At 48.7% G+C, this 22,034-nt stretch carries 15 protein-coding genes; 1 reads left to right on the forward strand and 14 read right to left on the reverse strand.

All coding sequences use genetic code 11. The features are described from left to right. Positions 1-14 precede the first annotated feature (14 nt). The 5 genes from VIM72_RS07600 to VIM72_RS07620 are packed head-to-tail and all read right to left on the reverse strand — an operon-like array spanning position 15 to position 8,004. Positions 15-3,083 carry a TonB-dependent receptor gene (locus VIM72_RS07600; protein ID WP_332002237.1) on the reverse strand — a complete coding sequence of 1,023 codons (3,069 nt, stop codon included), beginning with the start codon at positions 3,081-3,083 and terminating at the stop codon, positions 15-17. 43 nt (positions 3,084-3,126) lie between these two features. Further along, positions 3,127-4,065, reverse strand: coding sequence for a glycerophosphodiester phosphodiesterase family protein (locus VIM72_RS07605; RefSeq protein WP_332002238.1), 939 nt, complete (start codon positions 4,063-4,065; stop codon positions 3,127-3,129). Between the two features lie 49 nt (positions 4,066-4,114). Then, a complete protein-coding gene (locus VIM72_RS07610; RefSeq protein ID WP_332002239.1) occupies positions 4,115-4,843 on the reverse strand; it encodes an MIP/aquaporin family protein in 729 nt (242 codons plus the stop codon). A gap of 11 nt (positions 4,844-4,854) precedes the next feature. Further along, positions 4,855-6,348, reverse strand: a complete 1,494-nt coding sequence (glpK, locus tag VIM72_RS07615) for a glycerol kinase GlpK (RefSeq protein WP_332002240.1) — start codon at positions 6,346-6,348, stop codon at positions 4,855-4,857. A gap of 51 nt (positions 6,349-6,399) precedes the next feature. Beyond that, positions 6,400-8,004, reverse strand: a complete 1,605-nt coding sequence (locus VIM72_RS07620; protein ID WP_332002241.1) for a glycerol-3-phosphate dehydrogenase/oxidase — start codon at positions 8,002-8,004, stop codon at positions 6,400-6,402. A gap of 368 nt (positions 8,005-8,372) precedes the next feature. Between VIM72_RS07620 and VIM72_RS07625 the strand changes: the two genes are divergently transcribed. Continuing rightward, positions 8,373-9,143: a DeoR/GlpR family DNA-binding transcription regulator gene (locus VIM72_RS07625; protein ID WP_332002242.1), complete on the forward strand. Its 771-nt coding sequence runs from the start codon at positions 8,373-8,375 to the stop codon at positions 9,141-9,143. A 32-nt stretch (positions 9,144-9,175) separates the two neighbouring features. Here the strand turns inward: VIM72_RS07625 and VIM72_RS07630 are convergent, their stop codons facing one another. The 9 genes from VIM72_RS07630 to VIM72_RS07670 form a co-directional block, all read right to left on the reverse strand. After that, positions 9,176-9,439: a UBP-type zinc finger domain-containing protein gene (locus VIM72_RS07630; protein ID WP_332002243.1), complete on the reverse strand. Its 264-nt coding sequence runs from the start codon at positions 9,437-9,439 to the stop codon at positions 9,176-9,178. Between the two features lie 11 nt (positions 9,440-9,450). Continuing rightward, positions 9,451-11,109 carry an FAD-dependent oxidoreductase gene (locus VIM72_RS07635; RefSeq protein ID WP_332002244.1) on the reverse strand — a complete coding sequence of 553 codons (1,659 nt, stop codon included), beginning with the start codon at positions 11,107-11,109 and terminating at the stop codon, positions 9,451-9,453. A 10-nt stretch (positions 11,110-11,119) separates the two neighbouring features. Beyond that, on the reverse strand, positions 11,120-12,520 hold the full coding sequence (locus VIM72_RS07640) for an ATP-binding protein (RefSeq protein WP_332002245.1): 1,401 nt from the start codon (positions 12,518-12,520) through the stop codon (positions 11,120-11,122). A 130-nt stretch (positions 12,521-12,650) separates the two neighbouring features. Further along, on the reverse strand, positions 12,651-14,948 hold the full coding sequence (gene bglX, locus VIM72_RS07645; RefSeq protein ID WP_332002246.1) for a beta-glucosidase BglX: 2,298 nt from the start codon (positions 14,946-14,948) through the stop codon (positions 12,651-12,653). 10 nt (positions 14,949-14,958) lie between these two features. Beyond that, positions 14,959-16,698: a family 43 glycosylhydrolase gene (locus tag VIM72_RS07650; RefSeq protein ID WP_332002247.1), complete on the reverse strand. Its 1,740-nt coding sequence runs from the start codon at positions 16,696-16,698 to the stop codon at positions 14,959-14,961. Positions 16,699-16,703: 5 nt separating this feature from the next. After that, complete coding sequence (locus VIM72_RS07655) at positions 16,704-18,020, reverse strand: glucoamylase family protein (RefSeq protein ID WP_332002248.1); 1,317 nt, start codon at positions 18,018-18,020, stop codon at positions 16,704-16,706. A 14-nt stretch (positions 18,021-18,034) separates the two neighbouring features. Next, positions 18,035-19,690, reverse strand: a complete 1,656-nt coding sequence (locus tag VIM72_RS07660) for a glucoamylase family protein (protein WP_332002249.1) — start codon at positions 19,688-19,690, stop codon at positions 18,035-18,037. A 7-nt stretch (positions 19,691-19,697) separates the two neighbouring features. Continuing rightward, entirely contained in the window at positions 19,698-20,525 is an 828-nt protein-coding gene (locus VIM72_RS07665; protein WP_332002250.1) for a LamG-like jellyroll fold domain-containing protein, read from the reverse strand. Between the two features lie 17 nt (positions 20,526-20,542). Next, the gene (locus tag VIM72_RS07670; protein ID WP_332002251.1) at positions 20,543-22,027 is read right to left on the reverse strand and encodes a RagB/SusD family nutrient uptake outer membrane protein; all 1,485 of its coding nucleotides are present in this window, start codon (positions 22,025-22,027) and stop codon (positions 20,543-20,545) included. Positions 22,028-22,034 lie beyond the last annotated feature (7 nt).

Here is a 22,034-nt window from a genome sequence, read left to right on the forward strand (position 1 = left end):
CATGATTTGGATGTTTAGAAGGTAACGTTAATACCACCGTTAAAGGTTTTCAGCATAGGATAAGTATACAACGTTGTTTGATCCAATATGGATTCCGGATCGAAATCTTTATAACGGGAGAAGGTAAGCAGGTTTTCCGCGTTGATAAACACGTTTACTTTCTGGATCCTGGCTTTTGATAGCCATTGCTGTGGCAGCGCATATCCCAGTTGAATATTCTTCATTCTGAGGTAAGAGTTATCCCTTAACCAGAAAGTAGAGCGCTGGAAGTTATCGATACCGCCGGTGCTGGTGGTTACGATAGGCAAACGGGCATTGGGTTTTTCCGGCGTCCAGGCATCCCTTGTCCATTCCCAGGTAGCATTGGCGCCATTATTAAACGGATACGCCAGGTTGGCGGTAGGCAACACCTTTACACCACCGATTCCCTGGAAGGAGGCGCTGAGGGTAATTCCTTTATAACCTACATTAAATCCAAAGCCATAAGTGTACTTCGGTACAGAAGCAGAACTGTTCACCACTACACGATCATCGCCATTAATAATACCATCGTTATTAACATCCCTGAATTTGATGTAACCTGGTTTGGTATTGGCAGATTGTTTGGCGCTGGCAGCTACTTCTGCCTGCGTCTGGAAAATGCCTTCGGCCTGTAATACATAAAACGACTCTATAGGCGCTCCTGCCTGTGTGATGGTACCTGAACCATAAATAATTTCACCATGCAGGTCTACGACCTCATTTTTATTATACGCAACACTTCCATAAACATTTACATCTACTTCTCCTATATGATCGCGGTACTGGGCCGTTACTTCCAAACCGGTGTTATCCACTACGCCCACATTCTGCTTTGCCCCGGCCAGGTTTCCAACCTGCGAAGGCATACCCACTTCGCGCAGGATACCATCAGTACGTTTCTTATACGCATCAACCGTAAGCCCTATGCGGTTATTCCAGAAGTTAAGATCCACGCCAACATTGTATGCCGTAGTGATTTCCCATTTAAGCGTGGAATCTGCATCCGCTGTTTTAGCTGCACCGGAATTCAATACGCCGCCAAAACTATAGTCTTCACCAAGGTTTACCATTGGCTCTGTAGTATACAATGCAATGGCCTGGTTACCTAACTGGCCAACGGAAGCCCGCAATTTCAATACGTTTATGAAATCAGAATGAAAAAAGGCTTCCTTATCAATACGCCAGCCGGCGGATACAGAAGGAAAAAATGCCCAACGGCTGTGTTTTCCGAGGCGACTGGAACCATCATAACGGAAAGTAGCCTCCAGCAGGTATTTGCCATCGTAATCGTAATTGAAGCGGCCAAAATAAGACTCCAGTACATCACGGGTAAGATTTCCTGAAGTAGCATTCCAGGTGGTACCTACACTTAACGCATCCAGTCGTCCATCCAGGTAACCATACATACTGGCAGCCCAGGAATCGGTATCGAAGTTATCATAACTGGCGCCCAGCATAGCAGCAACATTGTGCTTTTCTTTGAACTGGTGCTTCCAGTCGAGCGTATTATAGAAGTGGATATTCATATCGTTATAATCCGTTTTGGCCGACCGTGGCGCAGTAGCGGGACTGTTCCAGTTGATGGCGTCGCCTGTTTTCGGATTAAAAGTTTGCATACGTGGGGTAAAGCCGCTCAGCATACCATCGTATTTATCCACACCAAACTTGATATTGTAATTGATATCAAAAGGCAGTTTGTATTCTGCAAAAACAGTGGTCAGAAAGCGTTGGATCTGTTTGGTCTGTAATCCGTTGTATGCCAGCATACGTGGATTTTCCCAGTTGTTACGGCCGGCGGTTCTGAGCCAGGAGTTACCATAGCGGCCATCCGGCAGCGTATCTGTAAGGATAGGCAGGGTACGGGCAAGATAATTCCAGGTGTCGGTATAAAACGGTGTGGTGTAGGTCCTGTAATACCCGTCCATGGTGATACCGGCGCGCAAACGTTTGGTTACATCCATAGAAGCATTCAGTCCTACGGAATATTTCTTCTCATGGTTACCCGGCCCGAAAAGGATACCGTTCCTGTCGAGATAACCGAGGGATAAGCGGTAGTTATATTTTTCGCCGCTACCGGAAATGCTCAGGTCATGTTTTTGAATAACGCCGTTCTTCAGCGCAATATCGTACCAGTTGTTGGCGGGGTAAGTGAAAGGATCTGTAGCCATTCCTTTCTGGTATTCCTCGATATCGGCTTCTTTATACTCAATAGCTTTTCCTTCGTTGATCAGCGCCTGGTTTTTAAGTTTCATGTAAACGATGGGATCACTGATCACATCCGGCAGGTAAGTAGCTTTCTGCTGACCGTAGTAATAGCTATAGTTAACACGCGAAGTACCTCTACCCTTCTTAGTGGTAACAAGGATTACGCCGTTGGAACCGCGGGAACCATAAATAGCGGCAGCAGCATCTTTCAGTACAGTAACAGTTTCAATATCATTTGGATTGAGCTCATCCATAGAATATTCGATACCATCTACCAGCACCAGCGGATCATTGGCCCTGGGATCGGTGCTGCCAAAGGTATTCACGCCTCTTATACGGATGGTACTGCGATCCACACCGGGCTGGCTGTTGCTCAGGTTGGCGAATACGCCGGGCACACCATGCAGGGCGTTACTCACGTTGGTAAGGGGCTGCCCTTCCTTGTCCACCATATTCATAGTGGTGATAGCGCCGGTGAGCGTAGCCTTCTTTTGTGTGCCATAACCTACCACCACCACATCGTTTAGTTTCTGGATATCTTCCTGTAATACTACCTGTATGGTGGAAGATTTTACTTTTACTTCTTTGGGCAGGTAGCCAATGAAGGTAAATTTCAGGGTAGCTTCTTTTGGTGCATTGAGTTTAAAAGCGCCGTTTACATCAGTAGCGGCGCCGCGGCTGGTACCTGCCACCTGTACATTCACTCCTATCAGTGGCGTACCATTGGCGGCAGTTACCTTACCGGTAACGGGAATGTCCTGTGCCTGCAGGGAAAGGCCGCCAATGCCTGTGATCCCGATACACAGCAACAGAAAAGTCGCCGGTTTTAACCGGCGGAGTCGTGAAAACAATTTCATAAGTGCGTGTTTTTTTAAAGTGTTTTGGTAGATAAAATAATGGTCAGAGCCCTGCTTCGCGTAACCTGTTTGGGTAATCGGTAATAATACCATCAACGCCCAGTCCTTTTAGTTTCTTCATTTCGTTCACATCGTCTACTGTCCATGGAACAATCCGGATATGCTTAGCGTGGCATTTGCTCACCAGTTCGGGTGTTACCAGCTTATAGTTAGGATTGTAGAAAAACGGGGTAAAGCCCAGTTGTTCGATATGCTGATCGAACCCATTCTTTTTATCATCTGTCAGAAATCCAAGTACCATATCCGGGTAACGGCGGTGCAGTACCTGTAAAGGGCGCATATCGAACGACTGCACCAGCAGGCGTTTTCCCAATGGTTGCAATTGTTTTACCGCCATCAGTTTATCCATATATTCTTCCGGCGCGGGTTGTTCTTTACCATCTGTTTTTTCGGAAGATTTTATCTCCAGCAGGTAATAAGGCGCCGGCAGGTGATGCGCTTTCGTATAGGCTTCCACGGAGTCTATCAATTCAGACAGCAACGGTGCATAGGAACGCATACGCTGTTGTTCCGGGTAAGCTGGATATGGTTTTTCGCCGATAATAAACGGGCGGATATCCGCGTAATTCATCTGGTAAAAAATATAGTCCTTACGTTTCTCTGCCGGGATATCTTTTCCATCAGGCGTGGTGGTGTAGGAAGGCGTAAACGACGCATCATGGTATACCATTACCTGTCCGTCTTTCGTGATATGCACATCAAACTCGATGGTATTGGCGCCTTCTTCCAGTCCGCGGTACATAGCGGGAATAGTATTTTCCGGCATCAGTCCTCTTGTACCGCGATGCCCTACTTTATAAAATGAAGGATAACCGTTTTTGGCCGAAGCCGTTGTTTTGGATGTTTTGCAGGCATTAAAGCTGCACATGGCTGCTACTGCCATTGCACAGCTGAGCAGGCTGGTATTGAGCTTTTTTTTCATTGTTGTTGTTTCTAACGTGTTGTTAATTGCGTGTATTGGTGAACGTTATCTACTTCAGTAACAGGTATAATGAAGCTGCGATCACAGCGCCGGTGATGGGGCCCAGAACGGGCACCCATGAATAACTCCAGTCGCTGTGGCCTTTTCCTTTTATAGGCAGCAGTGCATACATGATACGTGGGCCCAGATCCCTTGCCGGGTTGATGGCGTAGCCGGTAGTACCACCCAGCGACAACCCGATAGACCATACCACGAATGCTACCGGTAACGCACCTAGAGAACCCAGTCCTACCGGTGTTTTTTCCGGTCCTATTTCTGCACCTGTAAAATAGAAGATGGTGAAAAGCAGTACGAAGGTGCCTGTGGCTTCACAGATAAAGTTGCGCCAGGTATTTCGTATAGCCGGCTCCGTGCAGAATACGGCGCGCTGTAATCCCACTTCGGGCGTATTGTTCAGGTGGTCTTTGTAATTGAGCCATACCAGCGTGATGCCCAGCATAGCGCCGAGCATCTGCATGGCAATGTATAAAGGCACATCCGCCCAGTTGAACTTACCGGCGGTGGCCAGTGCAATGGTAACAGCAGGATTGAGATGTGCGCCGCTATATGGACCGGCAAACACTACTCCCACAAATACGGCCAGCGCCCAACCGGTGGTGATCACGATCCAGCCGCTGTTGTTGCCTTTTGTGTTGCGCAGTACTACGTTGGCTACTACGCCGTTGCCCAGCAGGAGCAATAAAGCGGTACCTATTAATTCAGCTAAATAAGGATACATAGTTTATGATTTTATTGGTGAGCCCATGCTTTTGCAGCGTTTACGGCACGGTTCCATCCGTTGATCCATTCCTGTCTTTGTTCCTGTTCCAGTTTTGGAGAGAAGCTCTTTTCCATTTTCCACTGGCTGGCAATTTCTTCCAGGTTCTGCCAGTAACCGGTGGCCAGTCCGGCGAGATAAGCAGCGCCAAGAGCGGTTGTTTCTGTAATACCGGGGCGCACTACTTTCGCCTGCAGGATATCTGCCTGGAACTGCATGAGGAGGTTATTACCGGTGGCCCCGCCATCTACCCTTAATTCCTTAATGCTGATACCGGCATCTGCCTCCATGGCATTCAGTACTTCCATGGTCTGATAAGCGATGCTTTCCAAAGCGGCGCGTGCAATATGGGCTGCGTTGGTGCCTCGTGTCATACCTACCAATGTGCCGCGTGCGTGCTGGTCCCAGTGCGGGGCGCCCAGTCCTGCAAATGCGGGCACCAGGTATACCCCATCGTTTTGCTCCACGCTGGCGGCCAACGCTTCCACTTCAGAAGAGGCCCTGATAATACCCAGCCCGTCGCGGAGCCACTGCACAATAGCTCCTGCAATGAAGATGCTGCCTTCCAGCGCATATTGTACCTGCCCGTTTACTTTCCAGGCCACGGTAGTAAGGAGATTATTTTTGCTGATGATGGGTGTTTCACCAATATTCATGAGCATAAAACAGCCGGTGCCATAGGTGTTTTTCACCATGCCGGGAGCGGTGCACATCTGCCCGAAGAGAGCGGCATGCTGATCGCCGGCGATGCCTGCAATGGGGATCTGCACAGCAAAGATACCGGGAGCGGTTTCACCGCATACTTCGCTCGACTGCTTTACTTGCGGCAGCATGGATGCAGGTATATCGAGCAATGCCAGCAGTTCATGGTCCCATGCCTGGGTGTGGATATTAAACAGCATGGTACGGGAAGCATTAGTGATATCGGTTGCATGTACGGCGCCGTGGGTAAGGTTCCAGATCAGCCAGGCATCCACTGTTCCGAAGGCCAGTTTGCCTTCGTTGGCGCGTTCCCGTGCCCCGGGCACATTATCGAGGATCCACCTGATTTTTGTTCCGGAGAAATAAGCGTCTATTACCAGTCCTGTTTTTTCGCGTACCAGGGTTTCTTTGCCGGCTGCTTTCAGCTCATCGCAGAAAGTGGCCGTGCGCCTGTCCTGCCAAACGATGGCATTATACACCGGCTTACCGGTTTCACGGTCCCATACCAGGGTAGTTTCCCTTTGGTTGGTAATCCCTATGGCCGCGATGTTACCGCCTTCCAGGCCTACTTTTGCCATAGCTTCCGTAGCTACGCCGATCTGGCTGCTCCATATTTCAGCCGGATCATGCTCCACCCATCCGGGTTGTGGAAACAGTTGTGTGAATTCTTTCTGCGCCGTGGAAATAACCGCGCCTGCTTTGTCGAAGATAATGGCCCGCGAGCTGGTTGTGCCCTGATCCATTGCCATAATGTATCTGATCATGTTTTTCTTTTTCTACGTGGATGTTTACGTGGATGTTTCTTTTCGTTTAGTCTATACCGTAACCTTCAGTTGTTTATAAGTAGTTCCATTCTTCAGGAGGTAATGTTGTGCTACCTGCAGAAAATCCTTTACCTGTTTTTGTTGCCATGCCATGTCTTTGTTCATTTCAACGGCCATCATTGCGGCTACAGCAGGCGCCAGGTCAATAGCGGCCTGCGCATCCAGGAAGAGTGCGCGTAAGCGCCGGGCCAGTATATCTTCCACGGTTTGGGCCATTTCATTTCTCACTGCCCAGATCACCTGTGCTTTGAGGTATGGCAGGCGTGGATGCAGTTGTTCTTTCATTTCCGGGTTCAGGGAAATGTAAGCCTGGATCCTGGCCGCATCGCTGCCGTATATATCCAGTGGTGCAGCTGCAGAAGGTTGTTGCTGATAGCCGTGGATATGCAGCGATTTTGTTTTGCAACCCACAGGTACCAGTCCCCCTGTTTTAATGGCCTGGTCTACGGTATCTTCTGCCATCCTGCGGAAGGTGGTCCATTTACCGCCGGTGATGGTAATAAGCCCAGATGGTGCTACGAGGATTTTATGGCTGCGGGAAATTTCCTTTGTGCTGCCTGTTTCCTTTTGTGGCGCTGCCAGCGGGCGTAACCCGGCAAACACGCTGAGCACATCTTCGCGTGCAGGCGGACGGTCAAGATATTTACCGGCGGTATTTAAGATGAAGCTGATCTCTTCTTCCAGGGCGATGGGCTCCATGCTGTGCTCATCCAGTGGCGTATCGGTAGTGCCCAGCAACACTTTGTTATTCCAGGGCACTGCAAATAATACGCGGCCATCATCCGTTTTGGGGATCATGATAGCGCTTTTGCTGTTGAGGAAAGAAGGATCCAGCACCAGGTGCACACCCTGGCTGGGTTTCACCATATTTGGCGCAGCCGGGTTGTCGAGTTGCAATACTTCATCTACAAATACGCCGGTCGCATTGATCACTGTTCTGGCGTGCAACGTAAACGTTTCAGCTGTTTCCAGGTCCTGTGCGCGTACGCCGCTTATTTTGCCTGCATTATTTTTAAGAAGACCGTTTACCTTGAAATAGTTAAGCAGTACGGCGCCGTTTTCAGCGGCAGTTTGTGCAATGTCTACCGCAAGGCGTGCATCATCAAACTGGCCATCGTGATAAACAATACCTCCTTTCAGTCCTTCCCTGCGGATGGTAGGCAGCCGGTTAATGACTTCTTTCCTGCTGATATGCCTGGAGCGCCCGAGGCTCAGTTTTCCCGACAGGAGGTCGTAGATCTTCAGGCCGATAGTATAAAAGGGGCCTTGCCACCAGTTATACTGAGGGATAATGAATTGCTGGTTGTGGGCCAGGTGCGGGGCATTGTTCAGCAGCAGCCCTCTTTCGTACAGGGCTTCCCGTACCAGGGCAATATCGCCCTGCGCCAGGTACCTTACTCCTCCGTGCACCAGTTTGGTACTGCGACTGGAAGTACCTTTGGCAAAGTCGGCCTGCTCAAGTAACAATGTGCGGTAATTCCTGGTGGCGGCATCCATGGCTATACCAAGACCGGTAGCGCCGCCGCCTATAATGATAAGATCCCATGGTTGTTCACCTGCTTCCCTTAATTGCCTGATTGATTCAATTCTTTTCATTTTATTGCTGCATGACTTTTAATTAGTTTCATTTAATTTCCCCACAATACTAATAAAAACAAAAAGAAATAATTTGAAACCAAAGTATAAAATAAAATGAAAAAGCAGAAAAAGTTATTGATGAACGGAAAAGAAATAAAATGAAAAATACAATCATCTCATTTACAATTAATATACATATATTTATTATATATCTATAACTTTCTTTTTATTTCATATTTAATTTTCCGGGATAAAAACGAAGGATATTATGCTATAAATATGTAACGATATTTAATAAATTGAAACAAAAATCGAGGATATTTGTAAGCAGGATTTTTTCAGATGATCCCGCGCCAAAACATTTTAATACGTTACTTTTATCTGATATGTCTATGATCAATATTGCAGAACGTCATAAGTTTATTCTCGGCAAATTGCACGAGAAAGGATACGTTAATGTACTGGAGCTATGTAAGGAGCTGGATGTATCGGGAGTGACTATACGAAAAGATCTGAAGCTGCTGGAGGATAAGTCGCTGTTGTTCCGCTCACACGGAGGCGCTACGATTCATAATCCATATACGATGGATAAACCGGTGAATGAAAAAGAGAATATACGCCGGGAAGAAAAACAATTGATAGGGCATGCCGCCGCCGGGCTGATAGTACCAAACGATGCCATCATCATTGCATCCGGCACATCTGTACAGGCGCTGGCAAAAAACATCCAGCCCAAAGGGCACCTTACCGTTATTACGGGAGCGCTGAACGTGGCGCTGGAACTGCTTCGCCGGCCCGACATCGAAGTGATCCAGCTTGGCGGGCATCTGCGCAACAGCTCTACTTCTGTAACAGGATCTTATGCGGAGAAGATACTGGAAGATTTTTCCTGCAGTAAGTTATTTCTCGGTGTAGATGGTATTGACCTGGAGTTTGGTCTTACTACCACTAATATTATGGAAGCGCATCTCAACCAGAAAATGATGGCCACTGCCCAGAAAACCATTGTACTGGCCGATTCCAGTAAGTTTGGCAAAAGAGGTTTCGGGCGCATTTGCTCCCTGGAAGAAATAGACGAGGTAATTACTGATAGCGGTATATCAGAACATGTTGTTAAAAAGATGGAAGATATGGGCGTGAAAGTAACGGTAGTGTAGGAGGAAGACCATTGCCTTCCTCCTGGTTATTTTTAATACTCCGCCACCTCCCCATCCTTATAACACCATAACCACCGCTCTCCCGGTTCTGCCGAAGCCACTACCGGATGATCCGTTTCATGAAAATGCTGCGTCATGTGCTTTGAAGGCGAATCATCGCAACAAAGTGTAACGCCGCAGGTCTGACAGGTACGCAGGTGCAGCCATTTGCCATGATGCTTTATACATTCTTCGCAAACATGATCACTGCTTACTTTTACTTCAGTAATTGCTTCAAGGTGTGAACATAAAGCCATAAAAAAATATTTTAAACTTCCGCCAGGTACTTATGCACCAGGCTAATACTCATAGAACCCTCCCCCACAGCGGAGGCCACGCGACTCATAGCGCCGGACCTTACATCGCCGGCCGCAAAAATGCCGGGACAACTGGTTTCCAGTAAATATGGATCACGCGCCAGCTTCCAGAGTTTACCAAAATAATCAAACGATTTCATTTCCCGCCCGGTTTGCACATAGCCTTTTTCATCTTTGATAATAAGATCTCCCAGCCATTCGGTATAAGGTTTTGCACCTATAAAAATATATAACGCATCTGCAGGTACTTCTTTTACTTCATGGGTTTGCAGGTTTTCTATTTTCAGTTTCTCCAGCCGGTCGGTGCCCGATGCTTCCACTATTTCACTATTGTTCAGGATCGTGATATTGGCGATCGCACTGATCTGGTCTATCAGGTAAGACGACATAGTAGCGTTCAGGTTTTCCTTCCTGATCAAAATAAATACTTCCTTTGCAAACTTCGACAGGTACACGGCTGCCTGGCCGGCAGAATTGCCGCCACCCAATATATACACGCTACGGTCGCGGCAGGAAGCAGCTTCCGTAGTAGCTGCACCATAGTAAATACCTGCACCGGTGAACTGTGCAATTCCCGCAGTGTCCAGTTTACGGTAATCCACTCCCGTAGTGATCACTACTGCCCTTGCATTTATTTCTGTACCGTTTTCCAGGCAAACGATTTTATAATCTGCTTTCAGCTTGATTTCCTTCACCGACTGCGGCGATAAAAATTCTGTACCAAATCTTGTAGCCTGTGTAATAGCACGGCGGGTAAGCTCCGCACCGCTCAGCCCTGACGGAAAGCCCAGGTAGTTCTCAATACGGGAACTGGTACCTGCCTGTCCGCCCGGCGCATGCCGTTCTATCAGCAATGTTTTCAATCCTTCAGACGCGCCATATACAGAAGCGGCCAATCCCGCAGGTCCTGCACCGATGATCACCACATCATAGATCTCGTTTTTAAGCGTGGGATTCAATCCTATTTTCGCGGCGAGATCAATGATGGCCGGGGAAGGCATTACTTCTCCCTGTTCCAGTATCACTACCGGTAATGCGGATAGCTCAAGGTTATTCAGCTGCAACAGCAACTTCCCTTCATCGCTGCCTGCATCAATAGAATGGTAGGGGATCAGGTTGCTCGCCAGGAACTCCTTAATGCGGTAAGCATCAGACGAAAAAGGAAAACCTATTACTTTGATCCCCTGGAATTCAGGCCGGTAATTGGTTTGCCAGTCTTCCAGCAGATCATTGATAACAGGATACAACTTCTCTTCCGGCGGATCCCAGGGCTTTTGCAGGTAATAATCCAGCCGTAATTCATTAATGGCTTTTATAGCTGCATTGGTATCAGAGTAAGCAGTAAGCAACACCCGTTTGGCGGCCGGAAATATTTCCATGGCCTGTTGCAGGAAATCAACGCCTTCCATTTCCGGCATCCGCTGATCGGAAATAAATATAGCTACAGTATCGTTCCTGTTTTTCAGTTCTACCAGGCTTTGTAACGCTTCGTTGGCAGAAAGCGTGCTTAAGATCCGGTACGATTTGCGGTAATAGGATTTCAGGTCCTGCGTGATGGCATTCAGTACCTGTCTGTCATCATCTATCACAAATATTATTGGCAAGCTCATATCTTCTTCGTTAATTATTCTCTATGGGAAATGAAATGGTAAAAATTGTTTTACCTGGTACAGAAGTTTGTTTCACAGATCCGCGATGACGCTGTACAATCTGTGCTACCACATCAAGCCCCAGCCCTGTCCCTTTTCCCAGGTCTTTTGTTGTAAAGAATGGTTCAAATATACGCGATTGTATTTCTTCCGGGATACCGGGCCCGTTGTCGGTAATAGTAACATGCACACATTGCCGGTCCTTTGTGGTGGCTATTTCCAGCCGTCCTTGTTTGTTGGGTTCCATGGCGTCCAGCGCATTATCCACCAGGTTGGTCCATACCTGGTTCAGTTCTCCCGGCAGGGCTTTTATTTTTGGCAGCGAGGCGTCAAAGTTTTCCACTATTTCCACGTTGCCTTTCCTGAACCGGTAGTCCAGCATGGTGAGCGTGTTGCGGATACCGGTATGAATATCGATAAACTGTTTGTCCGGTTCCTGGTCCATATAAGTATATCTTTTTACGGCGCTCACCAGGTCGGAAATTCTTTTTGAAGAGATCTGCAGGTCGCCCACCATCCTGTTTGCTTCCAGTGCGCCGTCTATCCAGCTGAAGATCACATCCAGGTGCGCGGGGTCGAACAAACGGCTGAAATCCTCCAATGCAGCGGGTTCTACACCGTATTCCGCCAGTATTTCCGCTATTTCTACCCGGGAGATGTTTTTGGTGTCGAGCCAGTCTTCGATAGCAGCCGTTTTATCGGAAAGTTCCAGTACGGACAATGCCTTCGTTGGTTTGTTGGCCCACCACTGCTGCAGGTTATCCACAATGGCTGTAGCCTGTTCCTGCGACAGGCACAATGCTGCCATTTCTTTAAATATGGCGGGGATATGGCTGATATTCTCAAACAATTTATCAGAACTTCTGCAGATGGCGGCTACCGGGTTGTTCAGTTCATGGGCCAGTCCGGCCGACAGCTTTCCGAGCGCCATCATTTTTTCATTCTGCTGCTGGGAAGAAGTGGTTTCCCTTACGCGGGTGGTCATGATATGCACCAACGCTTCCGTTAGCTCATAATGTTGTTCAATATGCGCTTTAATCTTTTCAGCCGGGCAAATCAGCACCCGGGTATCTTTCAGGCAAAGACCGTTTCCCATGGCGTTCTTCACGCGGGAAAAAGGAAGCCACCCGGTGATGTTGTCGTCGTTCAGCTCCACAATTTCCCGGTAATGGCCATTGACGGTGGCGGAGATACGCACCTTTCCGGAAATCAGGATGATGGTAGCTATTACCGGGTCGCCGGCTTTAAACAGCAGCTCCCCTTCCGGCACCAGTTTTTCTTCGGATTGGGAAATCAGCCACTGCAGCTGTTCCAGCGGCACCTCCTTCAGGGAAGGAATATTTTTCAGTTGAATTGCAGTGATGGGTTCCATATAAAAATCGCTTAAAGTCTGTTCTCAAATATAAGCTTTCAGCCGCGGTTTTTGCAGGTACCTGAAAAAGCGAAGGCCGCCCTTGCGGGCGACCCTGCTTTTGTTTAACCAGTAATAAAAATAAAGGCAGTTATTGCAGCTCAAATGTGTCTTTCAACCTGATATCGGCAGAGGAGGCGCCAATCATAAGATCGAATGTACCTGGCTCGGCCACCCATTGCAGCTGGCTGTTAAAAAACGACAGTTTTTCTTTGCCGATCGTAAAATGAATGGTTTTACTTTCTCCCGGCTGCAGTTTTATCTTCTGAAAATCCTTCAGTTCTTTTACCGGCCTGGTAACGGAAGCTTCCCTGTCTCTCAGGTACAGCTGCACAATTTCTTCGCCGGCATAGGCGCCGGTGTTAGTGAGCTTAAATGCCACATCTATGGTTTTGCCACCGCTTATTTTGCTGGCGCTGAGCGTAAGCCCCTCGTATTTAAATGTAGTGTAGCTCAACCCGTATCCAAAAGGGAACAGCGGATCATTGGGCACATCCAGGTAGTTGGAGCGGAATTTCTGTGTAGGGCCTTCCGGTTGAGGGCGGCCTGTATTTTTATAATTATAGTAGATGGGGATCTGTCCTACATTACGGGGAAAACTCATGGTGAGTTTTCCGGAAGGATTATAATTTCCGAAGAGCACATCGGCAATAGCGTTACCGGCTTCGTGGCCCTGGAACCATACTTCCAGCAAAGCGGTAGCCTGCTCATTTTCAGTAGCGAGCGTTAATGGTCTTCCGCTCATCACCACTACCACCAATGGTTTGCCGGTTTGCGCCAGTGCGGCGAGCAGTGTACGCTGACTTTCCGGGATACCAATATCCGACCTGCTGGCGGCTTCCCCGCTCATTTCGGAGGCCTCACCCACCACTGCTACCACCACATCTGCCTTAGCAGCGGTAGTAACCGCTTCTGTAAGCAGCTGTTCCGGTGTACGGGCATCAATATCAATCCTCTCCCCGAATACATTTACTTTCTTTGCAAAGCCCGTATCATTGCTGATGTTGGCGCCTTTGGCGTAAAGGATATTCACACCGCTGCCAGCCACCTGCTTCATGCCATCGAGCACAGGTACCGATGTGGTTGCATCGCCGCTCACTGCCCAGGTACCCAGCATATTGCTTTTGTTATTGGCCAGCGGTCCTATCAATGCAATAGTGCCCGATTTTTTCAGGGGTAATGTTTGCCGGTCATTTTTCAGCAGCACGCAGGAACGTGCGCCCAGTTCCCTTGCGGCCTGTCTTTTATCGGCGCTCAGCACCTCTCTGTCAGCGGTAGCAGTATTGCAGTAGCGGTAAGGATCATCAAACAGGCCCAGCTTATATTTTGCTTCCAGCACACGGCGACAGGCATCGTTAATTTCAGCCAGTGTAACCTTGTTTTCTTTAAGCGATTGCTGTAGCGTGCCAATAAAGCCCTCGCCTACCATGTCCATATCCACTCCTGCTTTTAGTGCGAGCGCTGATACGGTTTGCAGGTTACCAAGACCATGATCCATCATTTCATTGATAGCGGTGTAGTCGGTTACCACAAAACCTTTAAAGCCCCATTGCTTCCTGAGCAGGTCTGTAAGCAGCCATTTATTGGCTGTGGCCGGGATACCGTCTATTTCGTTGAATGAAGTCATTACACTACCGGCGCCGGCATCTATAGCAGCCTTATAAGGAGGCAGATAATATTCGTACATTTTAATACGGCTCATGTCGGTGGTATTGTAATCCCGGCCTGCTTCCGCGGCGCCGTATAAGGCGAAGTGTTTTACACAGGCCATTACGCTGTTTTTATCGCCCAGCTGTTTTCCCTGGTAGCCATGCACCATGGCGGCGGCTATTTTTGAGCCGAGGTAAGTATCTTCCCCGGAGCCTTCTGCTACGCGGCCCCATCGCGGATCGCGGGCGATATCCACCATAGGGGAATATACCCAGCAAAGGCCATCGGCACTGGCTTCTGTTGCTGCCAGTCTTGCGCTGCGCTCAATCAGCGGCAGGTCCCAGCTGCACGATAATCCCAGCGGAATAGGAAATGTGGTTTTGTATCCGTGGATCACATCTGATCCAAAGATCAGCGGAATTTTAAGCCTGCTTTTGGTAACCGCCAGCTCCTGCGCCTGCCGGATCTTTTCTACGCCAATCACTCCAAACAAACCGCCCACATTGCCTTTGCTGATCTTTGTCTCCACATCGCTGCTTACCACAGCGCCGGTTGCCACGCCACCGCCTGGCGTAAGCAGGTTAAGCTGGCCGATCTTTTCTTCCAGCGTCATCTTTCCCATCAGCGTATTAATGAAGGCATTCATTTTTGCCGCCGGAGTTTGCGCCTGTACCTGGCCTGCAGCCAGCAATACCGCTGCCGCAAGCGCGCTTTTTAAACGGGTACGTGTATGTTTCATGCTGTTTGTTTTATTCTGATTTTATCACTTTTGTCCTGGCTGATACGCCGTTTTCATTAATGGCCTCTATACAGAAATAATAGGGGCGGTCTTTATCCATTCCTTTGAAGTAATAGTCGTTGTTGTTATGCACCATGATGCAGCTGTACAATTTATCCGGAGAAGTACCGGTATAGATGTTATACGCATATGCATTATCTACCGGTGACCATTTGATCCATGCGCTTCGTTTATCCTTCTCCGTGCGAAGCACCAGCAGATCTTTCACCGTATCCGGTACCGCTCCGTTGCCATTACCAAATACCCTTAACCCGCTGATTGCAAATTTTCCACCGGGCATATGGATGTTTTCCATTTTGATATAACGTGCCTGTACCGGCTTTGCCAGCTCAACATAATCGTGGGGCACATCTTTCCGTTGTTTGCTTTTATCTGCCAGCATCTTCCAGTGTTTTCCATCTTCCGAAAACCAAAGTATATACTGGTGATAAATATCCGTTTGTTTACCCAAAAAAGGTGCGTCCTGGTCCGCATAATTCACCTGCACTGCATTTACCCGGCTTATTTTACCGAGGTCTGTCTGTATCCACTCACCTTTATTACCGGTAGCGGCGCTCCAGTACGTTTTTATGCTTTCATCCACTGCATTGTTGGGAAGGTACCCGCCGTATACGGAAGATACAGTAACCGGCTTGTTGTAATTCAGCAGCATCCAGCCGGTGAATCCTGCGTTGTCAAAAGCGCTGGTATCTGCACCCCGGGAAATATAGTGCGGGTAATCTCCGAAGGAGGTATTGCAAAACATCACATCTTCCTTATCAAAGCCGGCAGGCCAGTAACCGATACGGCGCTCGAAGCTGTTTTTCACGGAAATAACCATGGTAGATACATGCCACCAGAAACCTTTATTATCCTGGAACGTGGCGCCATGGCCGGCTCCGCGGGCATAACCCCCAGGCTTATACGAAACAGGATCCGCCTGTGGGGTAAATGGCCCCAGCGGATGATCACCCACCACTACCCCATCGGCATAGCCGCTGAACTCTGTTCCCGGCGCGCCGTATTGCAGGTAATATTTACCGTGGTGTTTTGTCATCCAGGCGCCTTCAATAAACGGATCCAGGAAAGTATTATCCAGGTTTTCCCCAAACCGCTGCCAGCCATAGCGATCCGGTTCCAGCAGGTACATTTCCTTACGCGTGCCTTTTGGCTGCAGGGTTTTACGATCCATTTCCACTCCATATAACGGGTAGCGGTTACTGCTGCCATTGTACATATACAGGCGTCCATCATCATCTGCAAAAAAGGCCGGGTCCCAGCCGCCTATCTGCAATGAGTCTATCGCTTCCTTCCATTGATTGCCTTTGGGATCAGTGCTCATCCAGATGGGAAAATCGCTGGTGTAGGTGGAGCCGAACACCAATAATGTATCGCCCATTACCCAGGCCGCGGGAGCGCATAATTCATCGTATACATGATGATATGGCTTCAGGAATTTCCGTTCCACAAAATGCCAGTCAAGCAGATCGGGGCTCCACCAGTATCCCCATTGGTTGGTAGAAAACAGGTAGTAGTCGCCTTTATAGTTTACGATCACCGGATCGGCGGTAGCGCGGTGTTTTCCCCAGGTAGTAAAGTTGGGAATAGGACAATAACCGTAATCGATATTCACGGGATTGCAATAGGTAGTTTGTGCATTTGCATCCATGCATATTAACATCACCATCAGCGCATATATCCATCTTTTCATCACCACTATTTTTCTGTAATTTGAAAATCAAGTTTCTTCAATCCCTGCTTCACTTCCGGGCAACTCATAAACAGCTTCCATAACAACCCTGACCGATAATTTTCTATCATCACAATAATGGGGCCCTGGTCTATCGCCAGGTGTGAATCCGCATACCATTGTTTGCTTTCATTGAAGGCATCTGAAAAACCATATTCCGTCCAGATCTTATCTCCCAGGTCATAATAAAAATGCTTCAGCGCCTGCATGGAATATTCCGGCGTATATGGGAAAGCCGACAGGGCTGCTGTGGGCGTAATAGTGCCCCAGTCGTTCTCCGGCGAATGTGCATTGTAACCATCATAGGTATCGCTGGCGGTGAGGCCCCAGCAGTTGGCGCCATATCCTTTAAAACCTTTCGGGTTGCGTATGCAGTGCTCGCGGTTGATCAACGTATGATGCAGGTTCTGTTCCCAGTAATCGGCGTAACGGTCTTTCAATCCATGGGGATTCAGCCCCAGGAAAGAGTAATGGGAGAAGAACAGCGGTCCGCCATAATCAAATCCCAGCGGCAGTTTGATGCCATAAAAAGTGCGGTCGTTCCTGAAAAAAATATTATTCACCCAACCCTGGTGATACACTTCCGGGTTAATGGAATAACGTGGAGAAGAAGCGGCCAGTACGTAGGTGATCAGGCATTCATTCCAGCCTTTTATTTCATGGTTCATGCTCCAGCCATTGTTGGGGCTCCAGTGCCAGTATAACACGTTGCGGCCACCTTGTGTGTACCAGTTCCATTCTGTTTCATTCCAGGTCCAGTTGATCTTATTACGTAGGTCCGTTTCCGTTGGAGAGTCGTTATTGAAATACTGGCGGGCGCAGAGCAGCCCCTGGAACAGGAAGGATGTTTCTACCAGGTCGCCTCCATCGTCTTTACGGCTGAAGGGGATCGTTTTGCCGGTAGCGCCATTCAGCCAGTGCGGGAAAACGCCATGATAGGCATCCGCCTTACGGAGGAAGTTCACTATTTTCAGCAGCCGTTCAGCAGCTGCTTCACGGGTGATCCATTTACGTTCTGCCGCTACAATAATAGCCATTACGCCAAAGCCTGTACCGCCGGTGGTAACTACTTCATCGCCATAATCAAATGTTTTGTTGCTGCGTTCCCGCGCCATACCAGATACCGGGTGACCAAAATCCCAGAAGTAACGGAAGGTTTCTTTTTGTACCAGTTCCAACAACTGGTCGTCCGATAATTGCTGGCGGGCAACAGGTTTTTTCTTTTGCGCCATAACGGGCTGCAACAGGAAAAACAAACAGCTGATATACAGTATATACTTCATTTCTTTTCTTTCTTTTAAAGATGAGGGCTGGTAAAGCCCAGATTACGCATACCGGTTTTTATTTCCGGGCAGCTCATTAACAGGTTCCATAACAACCCGCTGCGATGGTTTTCTATCATCACTATCACCGGGCCCTGGTCGATAGCCAGGAAGGAGCCCGCAAACCAAAGATGCTGCAACGAGAAAGCATCTGTAAAACCGTATTCCTTCCATATCTTATCACCCAGTTTGTAATAAAAGAATTTCAGCGCCCGCATGGATTCCTGCGGCGTATACGGAAAGGACGACAATGCGGCAGTGGGTGCAATCACGCCTGCATCATTGGTGGGCGAACTGGCCGTATAGCCGTTGGGGATATCACTGGCAGTGAGCCCCCAGCAATCCGCGCCATAGCCATAGTTATTTCCCGGGTTGGCTACACAGTAAGCATAGTTGATGCGGGTATGATTCACCACCTGTTCTTCATAATCTGCATAGGCATCCTTTAATCCTCTGGGATTGATACCCAGGAAGGAATAATGGGAAAAAAACAGCGGTCCACCCAAAGCAGGGCCCAGCGGCAACCTGATGCCATAGTAGGAATTATTATTACGCATAGCGCCGTTGTTTGCCCAGCCGCTGTCGTAAGTAGCTTTTGGTACAGGCGTTTGCGCAGATGCAGCGAGAATGTAGGTGATCAGACATTCGTTCCATCCTCTTACCGGCATGTTCATGTCCCACTTATACTCGTTGCTCCAGTGCCAGTACAGCACATTGGCATTATCTTTCCTGAACCAGTTCCATTCTACTGCATTACAAATGGCGTTGATATCATTTCGTAGCTGCGTTTCCGTTATATCGGCATTTTTAAAGTACTGGCGTGCGGTCAACAGGCCCTGGATGAGGTAGGAAGTTTCTACCAGGTCGGCCCCGTTATCCTTTTCACTGAAGGGAATAGCTGTGCCGGTGCTGCCATTGAGCCAATGTGGGAAAGCGCCGTGAAAGCGCGCTGCCTTTGTACCAAGGAAAGCGGTTATTTGCCGTATGCGCGCCAGCCCTTCGCTGCGGGTAATAAAGTGGCGCTCAATACCGGTAATAATGGCCATAATACCAAAGCCTGAGCCACCGGAGGTAACAGTTTCCCCGCTGGTATTCCTTTCCCTGGCCAGGCCGCTCACCGGGTGACCGAAATCCCAGAAGTATTTAAAAGTTTGTTGCTGTACCAGTGTAAGCAACGCATCATCTGAGATACGGGGAAACTTATCCGTAGTATCAATAGCTGTCACCAGCGAAAGGGATACGGCTGTCTGAAGTTTTTTATTCTTTACAGAAAGCAGGCCAACACCTGCATTTACCGTATAGGCGGTAAGGTTAGACAGCGGCGCTACGGGTTTTAACACGATGGTACTATCGCCATGTTCCCATGTAACATTGTATGGCACGTTGCCATTACTGCCGGTAAAGGAACAGGCTGTGGCAACAGAGCTACGCAGCACGGCGTCGGAAAAGGCAATCCTGATAGCGGGCTGCGTGGTGGTGCCATAATAGGAAAACCCCGCAGATACACTATCCACGCTCAGCGACTGAAAACTGAACGAGGGCGGCGTAACGGGCGGAGGCGACGTATTGTCGCCCCCGCCCTTACTACAGCCTGCTGTTATTATCATTAATAAACAAGCTATCCATCTCATATAAAAATTATTTTCCCCGGCCTTCCAGTTTTACGAGGGCGCCTACTTCTGCTTCTTCCAATGCTTTATTATAGATCCTCACTTCATCGAGACCGCCGGTGAGGTAGCTGGCCCAGTCCTGTGCAGTAGCTTCGGAAGTAAGACTGGGAACGGTCTGGAACTGCGAGGTGCCAAACACCATTTTACCTGGGTTAAGAAACTGCAATGGTCCACCGCCTGTTACCACCTGTGTGGCAATTCTCAAGCCGTTTACATACACTTTAAAGGAATCCACCCCGTTATAAGACAGGCCGAAGTTGGTCCATTTTCCCCATACGTTCTGTACCTCATAATTGCCCAGCCATGTTTCGCCATGCGAGCTGGCCACGTGCATTTTCAACACTGCTTTGGTATCTGTGCTACCGTTTTCGAAGAAGATATCGATGTTGCCCCAGAAGCTTTTCGTATTGCTGAGGCTTAGCAGTTGTACAATGCCGGCGGTGTTCTGTGGGTTATTTACCCACAGCGTTATGGTAAACGCTTTAAGGCCCGTGATAGATGTTCCCGGTGTGAATAAGGCGTATGCTTTATCCGCTCCTTTGAGCGCAGTACCTTTAATACCGGTGGTAAAGGAGGTACCGTGGTTGTCGCAGCTGGTTTTGGAAACGCTGTCGGTGAGGCTGCCATTAAATCCCCAGTAAGCCACCAGGTTGCCAGGCGCTACTTCCGAAGCGGAGGTATAGCCACCGATCGACAATGCCGGCTTATAACTGTCCGCATCAAACTTTTTATAGCAGGATGATGCAAACAACGTGATAGCTGCCAGCAGTAGGTATGATTGATATCTGAAGTTCATAGTAGTTGTATTAGAGATTAATAACCCGGATTTTGTGTAAGTATGCCTGCGCTGATATCAATTTCATCCTGGGGAACAGGCCATACTTCGTTTTTCCCTGCCGTAAAGCCTTTAGCCCCAAATACGGCGGCGCCTCTTCCCTGGCGGATCACATCAAAGTAGCGATCGTTTTCCATGGCCAGCTCCACTCTTCTTTCATGCCATATAGCATTGCGTAATGCATCTTTATTGGTAGTAGTTACATCCGGCAGGATAGCAGCGTTTCCACCGCGTGCGCGGGCTCTTACCGCATTCAGCGAGGTAAGCGCCTGGGCTGTATTGCCTTGTTCGTTAGCCGCTTCTGCATTCATCAACAGCACTTCCGCATAACGGATCACGCGGACGTTCTGATCTGCTCCTTCGGTATAGCCCGTTACAAACAAACGGAAAGGCACATACGATTTCTGGTTGAACATTGGGTTATCGCCGGTGGGTGGGATCAGATCCCCTTCCGGTGTGGTTTCTCCCCTGAAAATGATGGTGGCATCTTTACGGGGATCACCGGCTTCATACTCATTTACCAGGCTTTGTGTAGGCACATTAAAACCCCATCCGCCGCCTACAACACCTTTCACTCCCTGGATCTGCGAGTATTGGGAATTAGATGCATCTTTACTGTTCAGGATCAGCTGGCACTGGATCTCAAAAACGGATTCCTTTGAATTTTCATTGGGGATACGGAACAGCTGTTCGTAGTTGGGAAACAGCGTATATCCCAATCCCATTACCTGGTTGGTATAATTGAGCACATCCGGCCACTTTTTGAGGTACATGGCTACTTTTGCGTGAAGCGCCAGGGCAGCGCCTTTGGTAGCCCGTCCTGCATCTGAAGCGGGATAAGCCGGCGGCAGTACCGCTGCGGCTTCCGTCAGGTCTTTTTCTATTGCGGCCCATACCTCAGCCTGCGGCGTTCTTGGCAGGTTATACTCACTGGCATTTACCGGTACCTTCAAACGCAGCGGCACATCACCAAAAGCGCGCACCAGGCGGAAATACGCATACGCACGTACGAATTTAGCTTCTGCGAGGTAGCGGTTCTTCAGCGCTTCATCCATATTGATGGCAGGAATATTATCCAGCACCTGGTTACAGAAATTGATTTCCTGGTATTGCGATTTCCAGAAATCAAGGATCTGGCCTTCCGTAGCTGTCACTGAGAAATCGTCGTATTTATTGAGGAAGCTGGCATCTGCTGCGTTACTTCCTTTTTCCGCATCGTCGGAGCCCAGGCTTTCTATTGCGATAGCGGCAAAACCTACCTGTTTCCATTCGCGTAAGTTTGCGTAAATAGCATTTACCGCTTTGGTGGCATCTCCTTCATTTTTCCAGAACTGCTCGCTGGGCTGCTGCCCCTGTGGCGGCACATCAAGAAATGATTTCCCGCAACCGGCGATAGCGAGTAACACCGGAACTATAACGCCACCGGCTAAACGTTGTATATTAAGTTGAGTATTTCGTTTCATAACAAGT

The organism is Chitinophaga sp. (assembly GCF_036569185.1).
Lineage (GTDB): Bacteria > Bacteroidota > Bacteroidia > Chitinophagales > Chitinophagaceae > Chitinophaga.